Source organism: Streptomyces sp. NPDC000134, from assembly GCF_042899225.1.
Classification (GTDB): domain Bacteria; phylum Actinomycetota; class Actinomycetes; order Streptomycetales; family Streptomycetaceae; genus Streptomyces.
On record NZ_JBIAZN010000019.1, the window covers coordinates 153168 to 162106 of the forward strand.

The following is an 8939-nucleotide window of genomic DNA, read 5'->3' on the forward strand; positions in this document are numbered from 1 at the left end:
TCTCCGCATGACCCGTCGCTCCCACATCGCCATGTTCTCCATCGCCGCGCACGGCCACGTGAACCCGAGTCTGGAGGTGATCCGTGAACTGGTGGCCCGCGGGCACCGGGTGACGTACGCGATCCCGCCCGCCTTCGCCGAGAAGGTCGCCGAGACCGGCGCCGAGCCCAGGATCTGGAACAGCACGCTGCCCGGCCCCGACGCCGACCCGGAGGCGTGGGGCAGCACCCTGCTGGACAACGTCGAGCCGTTCCTCGCCGACGCGATCCAGGCCCTGCCCCAGCTCATCGAGGCGTACCGGGGCGACGAGCCGGACCTCGTGCTGCACGACATCACCTCCTACCCGGCCCGGGTCCTCGCCCACCGCTGGGGCGTCCCCGAGGTGTCGCTCTCCCCGAACCTGGTCGCCTGGGAGGGGTACGAGAAGGAGGTCGCCGAGCCGATGTGGGAGGAGCCGCTGAAGACCGAGCGCGGGCAGGCGTACTACGCCCGGTTCCGGGCCTGGCTGGCGGAGAACGGGATCACCATGGACCCGGACGATTTCTTCGGGCACCCCGCCCGCTCCCTGGTGCTCATCCCGAAGGCGCTCCAGCCCCACGCCGACCGGGTCGACGAGCGCGTGTACTCCTTCGTCGGCGCCTGCCAGGGCGACCGCACCGCCGAGGGGGACTGGACGCGGCCCGCCGGGGCCGACAAGGTCGTCCTCGTCTCGCTGGGCTCGTCGTTCACCAAGCAGCCGGCGTTCTACCGGGAGTGCGTGCGGGCGTTCGGCGAACTGCCGGGATGGCACACCGTGCTCCAGGTCGGCCGGCATGTGCGCCGGGACGACCTCGGTGACGTGCCCGACAGCGTCGAAGTGCGCTCGTGGGTGCCGCAGTTGGCGATCCTGCGGCAGGCCGACCTGTTCGTCACACACGCCGGCGCGGGCGGCAGCCAGGAGGGGCTGGCCACGGCCACCCCGATGATCGCCGTACCGCAGGCGGTGGACCAGTTCGGCAACGCGGACATGCTCCAGGCGCTCGGTGTGGCCCGCACACTCCTCACCGAGGAGGCGACCGCCGAGGCACTGCGCACCGCCGCCCTCGCCCTGGTGGACGACCCGGAGGTGGCCCGGCGGCTGGCCCGTGTCCAGGCCGAGATGGGCCAGGAGGGCGGCACCCCCCGCGCCGCCGACCTGATCGAGGCGGAACTGGCGGCGGCGGGGCGGGCGTAGCGAAGGACCCGCCGCCCCGCCGGCATGGCGAAGGACCCGTCGGCCACCCCCGAAGCCGACGGGTCCTCCGGTCTCTCACCGGCCGGTCACACCCCGACCCGCTCCCCCTCGTCGTCCCGGGAGTCCCGGGAGTCCGGGGAGTCCCACGAGTCGGGAGCGCCCCGCGAGCCCCGCGCCTCCCGCGTCGCCGCCTCCGGCGACTCGTCGTGCGTGAGGTCGGGCAGCTTGTGCAGCCACTTCGGCAGGTACCAGTTGCGCTCGCCGAGCAGCGCCATCACCGCCGGGAGCAGCACGCCCCGGATGATCGTCGCGTCGATGAGGACCGCCGCGGCGAGGCCGACGCCCATCTGCTTCATGGACTGCATGGACAGCGTCCCGAAGATCGCGAACACGGCGACCATGATGACCGCGGCGCTGGTGACCACCCCGGCCGTGGTGACCACCCCGTGCCGGATGGCGTCCGGCGTCGTCCGGCCGCGCAGCCGGGCCTCGCGGACCCGGGAGACCACGAACACGTGGTAGTCCATCGACAGCCCGAACAGGATGACGAACAGGAACAGCGGCAGCCAGGTGATGATCGCGCCGACGCCCTCCGCGCCGACCAGCGACGCCCCCCAGCCGTGCTGGAAGACGGCGACCAGGATGCCGTAGGCCGCGCCCACCGACAGCAGGTTGAGCACGATGGAGGTGATCGCGATCGTCAGTGACCGGAAGGACAGCAGCATCAGCAGGAAGGCGAAGACCACGACGAAGGCGAGGACCGGCAGGACCGAGCCGACGAGTTGGTCGTTGAAGTCCTTCGAACCGGCGACCTGCCCGGTGATCGGGGCCTGAAGGCCGTCGACCTTGCCGAGCGTGGCGGGCCGTACCTCGTCGCGCAGCTTCTCCAGGCTGGCGCCCGCCCGGTCCTGGTCGGAGCCGCCGACCAGCGGTACGTAGACCAGGGCGACGTCCTGCGCGTCGTGCAGCTTGATCTCCACCGGGCCGCGCGAGGCGCCCGAAGCGATCGCCCGTTCCCGGAAGTCGGCGAGCGCGGACTTCACCTCGGGCGCGTTGATGTCGTCGGCCTTCACCACGACCTCGGCCGGTTCGGAACCGCCCGGGAACGCCTCGTTGACCCGGTCGTAGGTCTGCACGATGGGCAGCGAGTCGCCGAACTCCTGGTCCAGGGTGAGGTTCTGCGTCTTCATGCCGACCGCGGGCGCGGCCACCGCGAGCAGCGCGCCGGTCGCCACCAGCACCGAGAGCACCGGCCGGGCCAGGACGCGGTCCAGTACGGCGCTCCAGAACCGGCTGCCCCCGCCCGCGTGGCGGACCCGGCGGCGGCGCAGGAACGGCAGGCGACCCTTCTCGACCCGCTCGCCCAGCAGGGACAGCAGCGCCGGCAGCACGGTCACCGAGCCGACCATGGCGACCGCGACCACCATCAGCGAGGCCAGGCCCATCGCCTCGAACTCGGCGAGGCCGGTGAACAGCATGCCCGCCATCGCCACGCAGACCGTGACCCCGGAGACCACGATCGCCCGGCCGCTGGTCGCGGCGGCGATCCTGAGCGCGGTCCGCGCGTCGCGTCCGGCGGCGCGTTCCTCGCGTTCGCGGCGGAGGTAGAACAGGCAGTAGTCGACGCCGACGGCCAGACCGACCAGCAGCATCACGGAGTTGGCGGTGTCGCTCATCGGCATCACATGGCTGACGACGCCCATCAGGCCCATCGTCGCCATGATCGCGGTGATCGCGAGCAGCACCGGCAGCAGCGCCGCCACCAGCGCGCCGAACGCGATCAGCAGGATGCCCAGGGCCACCGGTACGGCGGACAGCTCGGCCTTCTGGAAGTCGTCGCCGAACGCGTCGTCGAACGTCTTCATCATGCTGGCGCCGCCGATCTCGGCGATGCGCAGGTCCTGGTGGTCCTTCTGGACGCCCTCGACGGCCTTCAGCACCGGTTCGACCCGCTCGCCGGCGGTGTCCGCGTCGCCGCGCATGTCGAACTGGACCAGCGCGCTGCGCCCGTCCCGGGAGACCGTGCCGGTGTCGTACGGGGAGGTCACGTCGGTGACCCGCCCGGTGCTCTGCACGGCCCGGATCACCGCGGTGACCGCGGCCCGGAACTCGGGGTCGGTGGCCTTGACGCCACCGTCCGCCGCCTGGACCAGGACGGTCTCGCTCGCCGGTTCGTCGATCCCGGCATCCTCGATGATCTTCGCGGCGGTGTGGGTCTCGCCGCCCAGTTGGTCGCTGTCCTCGACGTCGACCCGGCCCGCGGCCGAGCCGAGCCCCATCGCCAGGACCACGAACAGCACCCAGATGCCGACGGCAGCCCATCGGTGCCGGGCGCTCCAGCCTCCGGCCCGCGCGGCCAGGCCCCGCACCCGTATATCTCCGTTCCCCATGACGGGCTTGCCCCCTCGTGTGCGGTGACAGCCCCCTGCCGCCACCTTCCGTATCGACGGTAGGGGCCGGATAAAGCCAACTCGTCGTGCTCTCCGGTGAGGTGGAGCGGGGTCCGGATCATCCCGCCGTACCGGTCCGCTCACCGCTGGGGAGGACACCGGGCCCTTACATCTACCGGTGGATGTCGGGGGCGCCGTCTCCGGGTCCCGGCCGCCGCCTAGGGTGTGGCCATGACGACGAGGTACGCGGCGCTGCTGCGCGGGATCAACGTGGGCGGCAGCAGGAAGCTCCCGATGGCCGAACTCCGGTCGCTGCTGGCCGGCCTCGGCCACCAGGACGTCGGCACCCATCTCCAGAGCGGTCAGGCCGTCTTCACCTCCGGCCACGGCGACGAGGAGTCGCTGGCCGCCGAGCTGGCGGACGCGGTCGAGCGGCGGTTCGGCTTCGCCGTGGACGTGATCGTGCGCGACCACGCCTATCTGCGGGCGGTCGCCGAGGCGTGCCCGTTCCCGGCCGCCGGGCTGGCGCCCAAGCAGCTCCACGTCACCTACTTCTCCGCCCCGGTCGACGCCGGGCGCTTCGCGGAGATCGACCCCGCCGCGTATCTGCCGGAGGAGTTCCGCCTCGGGGACCGGGCGCTGTACCTGTACGCCCCGGACGGCCTCGGCCGCTCCAAGCTCGGCGAGGCCCTCGCCAGGCCCCGCGTGAACAAGGGGCTGATCGCGACCAGCCGCAACTGGAACACCGTACGCAAGCTGGTGGAGCTGACCGCCCCCTGACGCCTCAGGCGGCCGCCCGCAGCGGCGTGCGGGCCGCCTCGTACCGCTCGACCACCACCCGGGCCACCTCCGGCGCCGGGCCCAGCACGCCGGCCAGGACGTCCGCCCCGGCAGCGCCCCGCGCGATGCGGTCCGGCAGGCGGCCGGGGGCCAGCACGTACGGGGCGACGGCGATCCGCTCGCAGCCCAGCTCGCGCAGTTCCCGTACCGCCTGTTCGGTGCGGGGAAGGGAAGCGGAGGCGAACGCAGGCCGCACGGCGCACCAACCGGTGTGCCGCCACTCCCGCGCGATGTCAGCGATCACTGCGATCGCCTCCGGGTCGGTGGACCCCGCCGAGGCCAGCACGACCCCGGTCGAGGACTTGTCGGCGGGCGTCAGGCCCGCCTCGTACAGGCGCCGCTCCAGCGCCGACAGCAGCAGCGGGGAGGGGCCGAGCACCCCGGCCTGCCGGACGCGCAGCCGGCGCGGGGCGTCGGCGAGGACCGCCGGGATGTCCGCCTTGGCGTGGAAGGCGCGGGTCAGCAGCAGCGGGAGGGCCACGACGTCCCGGACGCCCTCGGCCGCCAGGGACTCCAGCACGGCCGGCACCGAGGGCACGTTGAAGTCCAGGAACCCGGTCTCCACCCGCAGGTCCGGCCGGAGCGAGCGGACCCGGCGGACCAGGGCGTGCACGGTGGCGGCGTGCCGCGGGTCACGGCTGCCGTGGGCGACGACGAGGAGGACCGGCGCGGTCATGGCCCTCAGCCCCGCACCAGCAGACCGCGGCCGCGCAGCACCCGGCGCTCCAGCGGACTGAAGATCAGCAGGTCGATGGCGATGCCGACGACCAGGATGAGCAGGATGGCCTCGAAGACCATGGCCATGTCGCTGGCGTTGCGGCCGTTCTCCAGCAACTGGCCCAGGCCGACGCCCAGGTCGGGGAAGGACGCGATGATCTCGGCGGCCATCAGGGACCGCCAGGCGAACGCCCAGCCCTGCTTGAGTCCGGCCACATAGCCGGGCAGCGCGGCCGGCAGCACGATGTGCCAGGTCCCCTTCAGCCCGGTCGCGCCCAGCGTGCGCCCGGCGCGCAGGAACAGCGGCGGCACCTGGTCCACGCCGGACACCAGGCCGTTGGCGATGGACGGCACCGCGCCGAGCAGGATCACCGCGTACATCATCGAGTTGTTCAGGCCCAGCCAGATCACCGCGGGCGGCACCCAGGCCACCGACGGCAGCGACTGGAGCCCGGACAGGATCGGTCCGATGGCCGCCCGGACGAACCGGACCCGCGCCACCAGCAGCCCCAGCGGGGTGCCGATCACCAGCGCCATCAGGAAGCCGGACAGGCCGCGCGAGACGCTGGTCCAGATGTAGCCGAGCAGGTTGCCCTGGAGCCAGGCGTCGCGGACCACGTGCCACACGTCGGCCGGCGCGGGCAGCTTGGTCGGGTCGTCGACCACCTCGAAGGAGATCAGCGCCTGCCACACCGCCAGCACCAGCAGCACGGCGACGACCGGCGGCAGCACCTTCTGCGTCAGCGTCTGCCGCAGCGGCGTACGGCCGCTCTGCCGGGTCTCCAGCGCGTCGAGGCCCGCCTCCAGGCCGGCGAGGTCGCCGGTGTCCTTGGCGGGCGGGGGAGTGTCAGTGCTGGCCATGGCGACGGATCTCTCCCCGCAGTTCTTCGGTGATCTCGACGGACAATTCCGCGACCTGGGTGTCCTCGATCCGGCGCGGGTGCTCGATGCCGACCGTCCACTGCCGGGCGATCCGCCCGGGGCGGGAGGACAGCAGCACCACGCGCTCGGCGAGCCGCACGGCCTCGCGCACGTTGTGCGTGACGAACAGGACGGACAGCTTCGTCTCGCGCCAGATCCGGGTCAGTTCGTCGTGCAGCACGTCCCGGGTGATCGCGTCCAGCGCGGCGAACGGCTCGTCCATCAGCAGCAGGCCGCTCTCCTGGGCGAGGGCGCGGGCCATGGCGACCCGCTGGCGCATCCCGCCGGACAGCTCGTGCACCCGCTTGCCGTACGCGCCCTTCAGCCGGACCAGTTCGAGGAGTTCCTCGGTCCTGTCGCGGCGCTCGGACCTGGGCACGCCGCGCAGCCGCAGGGCCAGTTCGATGTTCTTGCCCGCGGTCAGCCACGGGAACAGGGCGTGCTCCTGGAACATCAGGGCCGGCCGCCCGTCCGTGCTGATCTCCCCGGCGCTGGGCCGGTCGAGACCGGCGACCAGGTTGAGCAGCGTGGACTTGCCGCAGCCGGAGGCCCCGAGGAGGGTGACGAACTCGCCGGGCGCGACATCGAGGCTGATGTCGTCCAGCACGAGCTGCCTTCCCGCGGGTCCGGCGAACGACTTCGAGACGTGCTCGATCCGGGCGGCGTGGGTGGCCGTGCCGGTGCCGTCGGCGGCCTTGGCGAGGGTCGTGGCCATGGTCGTCACCTCCTGGGTCTGGGTCGGGATACGGGCGGGCGGACTTACCGGACGCCGAGTCCGGCGTCGTCGACGGCCGGTTCGCCCTCGCCCTTGAGGACCTTGTTCAGCGGCGCGAGGTCGTAGATGCCCTTGAGGTCGGGCCGGTCCAGCAGGCCGGCCCGGACCGCGTGGCCGGCCTGGGCGCCGAGGGTGGCGGCCAGCGGGTCGTCGGTGACCTGGAAGGACCGCCACGCCGGGTCGAGGACGTCGGCGGGCAGGGCCTTGCCGGTGTCGGCGGCCAGTTGCTCGTTGGCGGCGGCCTTGGCGGCGTCCGGGTTCGCCTCGATCCACTCGTTGGCCCGGACCGAGGCGCGCAGCACCGTCTCGACGGCCTTCGGGTGCTTCTCCAGGAACTCCTGCGACACGATGACGTTGGTGATCACGAACTTCTTGTCCGGCCACAGGTCGGCCTCGTCGAGCAGCACCTTGCCGCCCTCGGCGACCAGCTTGGACGCGGTCGGCTCCGGTACCCAGGCCCCGTCGACCGACCCGGACCGGTAGGCGTCCGGGGTGACCTTGTTGTCGCTGCGGACGACGGTGACGTCGCCCTTGCCGCTCTGCGCGTCGACCTTCCAGCCCTGTCCGGCGGCCCAGTTGAGGAAGGCCACGTCCTGGGTGTTGCCGAGCTGCGGGGTGGCGATCCGCTTGCCCTCGACGTCCCGTACCGACCTGATCCTGGCGGGGTTCACCACCAGCTTCACCCCGCCGGACGCCGACCCGCTGACGATCCGCAGGTTCTCGCCGCCGGACCTCGCGTAGCCGTTGATCGCCGGGGACGGGCCGATCCAGCCGATGTCGAGGGAGCCGGAGTTGAGGGCCTCGATCTCGGAGGGGCCCGCGTTGAACACGGCGTACTTCGCCTCCGTGCCGCCCAGCGCCCGCTGGAAGAAGCCCTTCCGGGCGCCGACCAGCGCGGTGGCGTGGGTGATGTTGCCGAAGTAGCCGATGCGCACCGAGTCCAGGCCGTCGGTCTTCGGGGCGCCGGCGACGGCCCCGGGGGTGCCGTCGTCCTCGGCCTGCGAGCCGTAGCCGCAGGCGGCCAGGGCGAGCAGGGGCAGGACGGCGAGCACCGCGAGGGCGCGGCGCGGGGCGCTGGCGGCGGGTCTCGGTGGCCGGGGGTCGCGCCCCGCGCGGGCGAGACCCTGGGTCAGAAGTCCCACCCGTCGTCCTCGGTTCCGTCCGTGACCGGTTCCGGCGAGGCGAACGACTCGCCGACCATGCCGGCGGTGAGCGTGGTGCCGTCGCTGGGGTCGATCAGGATGAACGACCCCGTGCGCCGGGAGTCGGCGTAGGAGTCGGCGGGCAGCGGTTCGGCGGTGCGGATCTTGACCCGGCCGATGTCGTTGGCGACGAGCTGTCCCGGGTGCGGGTGCAGGGACAGGTCGGCGAGGGTGAGCCGGGCCGGGATGTCCTTGACGATCGCCTTGACCGTGCGGGTGCCGTGCTTGAGCAGCACCCGGTGGCCGACGGTCAGCGGCTGGTCGGCGACGTGGCAGACGGTGGCCTCGACGTCCTGCGTGGTGGCCGGCGCGTCCTTGCGGGGGACGATCAGGTCACCGCGGGAGACGTCGAGGTCGTCTTCGAGCAGCAGGGTCACCGACTGCGGCGTCCAGGCCACCCGGACCGGCTCGCCGAGCAGGTCGATGCCGCTGATCCGGGTGGTGCGCCCGGACGGCAGCACGGTGACCTCGTCGCCGACGCGGAAGGTACCGGCGGCGATCTGGCCCGCGTACCCGCGGTAGTCGGGGTGCTCGGGGGTCTGCGGCCGGATCACGTACTGCACGGGCAGCCGGGCGTGGCAGTGCGCCAGGTCGTGGCTGACCGGCACGGTCTCCAGGTGCTCCAGGACGGTGGGCCCGCCGTACCAGTCCATGTGGGCGGACGGCTCGACGACGTTGTCGCCGACCAGCGCCGAGATCGGGATGGCGGTGACCTCGGGCACGCCCAGCTCGGTCGCGTACGCCGTGAACTCCTCGGCGATGGCGGCGAACACCGGCTCCCGGTAGCCGACGAGGTCCATCTTGTTGACGGCGAGGACGACGTGCGGGACGCGGAGCAGGGCGGCGATGGCGGCGTGCCGGCGGGTCTGTTCCACGACGCC

Annotated in this window: 8 protein-coding genes; 2 read left to right on the forward strand and 6 right to left on the reverse strand. The window is 72.8% G+C overall.

Translation table 11 applies throughout. The features are described 5' to 3' along the window. The first annotated feature begins 7 nt into the window (after positions 1-7). A complete protein-coding gene (gene mgt / locus ACFY32_RS26390) occupies positions 8-1213 on the forward strand; it encodes a macrolide-inactivating glycosyltransferase (protein WP_390675419.1) in 1206 nt (401 codons plus the stop codon). Positions 1214-1299: 86 nt separating this feature from the next. Here mgt and ACFY32_RS26395 read toward each other — a convergent pair whose 3' ends face one another. Next, positions 1300-3603 (reverse strand): MMPL family transporter, encoded by a 2304-nt coding sequence (locus ACFY32_RS26395; protein WP_390675420.1) that lies wholly within the window; start codon positions 3601-3603, stop codon positions 1300-1302. Between the two features lie 231 nt (positions 3604-3834). Between ACFY32_RS26395 and ACFY32_RS26400 the strand changes: the two genes are divergently transcribed. Continuing rightward, positions 3835-4383, forward strand: a complete 549-nt coding sequence (locus ACFY32_RS26400; RefSeq protein WP_390675421.1) for a DUF1697 domain-containing protein — start codon at positions 3835-3837, stop codon at positions 4381-4383. A gap of 4 nt (positions 4384-4387) precedes the next feature. Here ACFY32_RS26400 and ACFY32_RS26405 read toward each other — a convergent pair whose 3' ends face one another. The 5 genes from ACFY32_RS26405 to ACFY32_RS26425 form a co-directional block, all read right to left on the reverse strand. Then, the gene (locus tag ACFY32_RS26405) at positions 4388-5119 is read right to left on the reverse strand and encodes a sirohydrochlorin chelatase (RefSeq protein ID WP_390675422.1); all 732 of its coding nucleotides are present in this window, start codon (positions 5117-5119) and stop codon (positions 4388-4390) included. A gap of 5 nt (positions 5120-5124) precedes the next feature. Further along, the gene (locus tag ACFY32_RS26410) at positions 5125-6021 is read right to left on the reverse strand and encodes an ABC transporter permease (RefSeq protein ID WP_359202596.1); all 897 of its coding nucleotides are present in this window, start codon (positions 6019-6021) and stop codon (positions 5125-5127) included. Further along, a complete protein-coding gene (locus ACFY32_RS26415) occupies positions 6008-6796 on the reverse strand; it encodes an ABC transporter ATP-binding protein (RefSeq protein WP_359202593.1) in 789 nt (262 codons plus the stop codon). Before ACFY32_RS26415 ends, ACFY32_RS26410 begins: the two co-directional genes overlap by 14 nt. Before the next feature lie 44 nt (positions 6797-6840). Beyond that, the gene (locus ACFY32_RS26420; protein WP_390675423.1) at positions 6841-7998 is read right to left on the reverse strand and encodes an aliphatic sulfonate ABC transporter substrate-binding protein; all 1158 of its coding nucleotides are present in this window, start codon (positions 7996-7998) and stop codon (positions 6841-6843) included. After that, on the reverse strand, positions 7986-8939 hold a 954-nt coding region (locus ACFY32_RS26425), incomplete at its 5' end, for a GTP-binding protein (RefSeq protein ID WP_390675424.1). The genes ACFY32_RS26420 and ACFY32_RS26425, both read right to left, overlap by 13 nt.

Coding starts and splice junctions, on each gene's coding strand:
- mgt (WP_390675419.1), top strand. CDS start 8: ATGACCCGTCGCTCCCACATCGCCATGTTCTCCATCGCCGCGCACGGC.
- ACFY32_RS26395 (WP_390675420.1), bottom strand. CDS start 3,603: ATGGGGAACGGAGATATACGGGTGCGGGGCCTGGCCGCGCGGGCCGGA.
- ACFY32_RS26400 (WP_390675421.1), top strand. CDS start 3,835: ATGACGACGAGGTACGCGGCGCTGCTGCGCGGGATCAACGTGGGCGGC.
- ACFY32_RS26405 (WP_390675422.1), bottom strand. CDS start 5,119: ATGACCGCGCCGGTCCTCCTCGTCGTCGCCCACGGCAGCCGTGACCCG.
- ACFY32_RS26410 (WP_359202596.1), bottom strand. CDS start 6,021: ATGGCCAGCACTGACACTCCCCCGCCCGCCAAGGACACCGGCGACCTC.
- ACFY32_RS26415 (WP_359202593.1), bottom strand. CDS start 6,796: ATGGCCACGACCCTCGCCAAGGCCGCCGACGGCACCGGCACGGCCACC.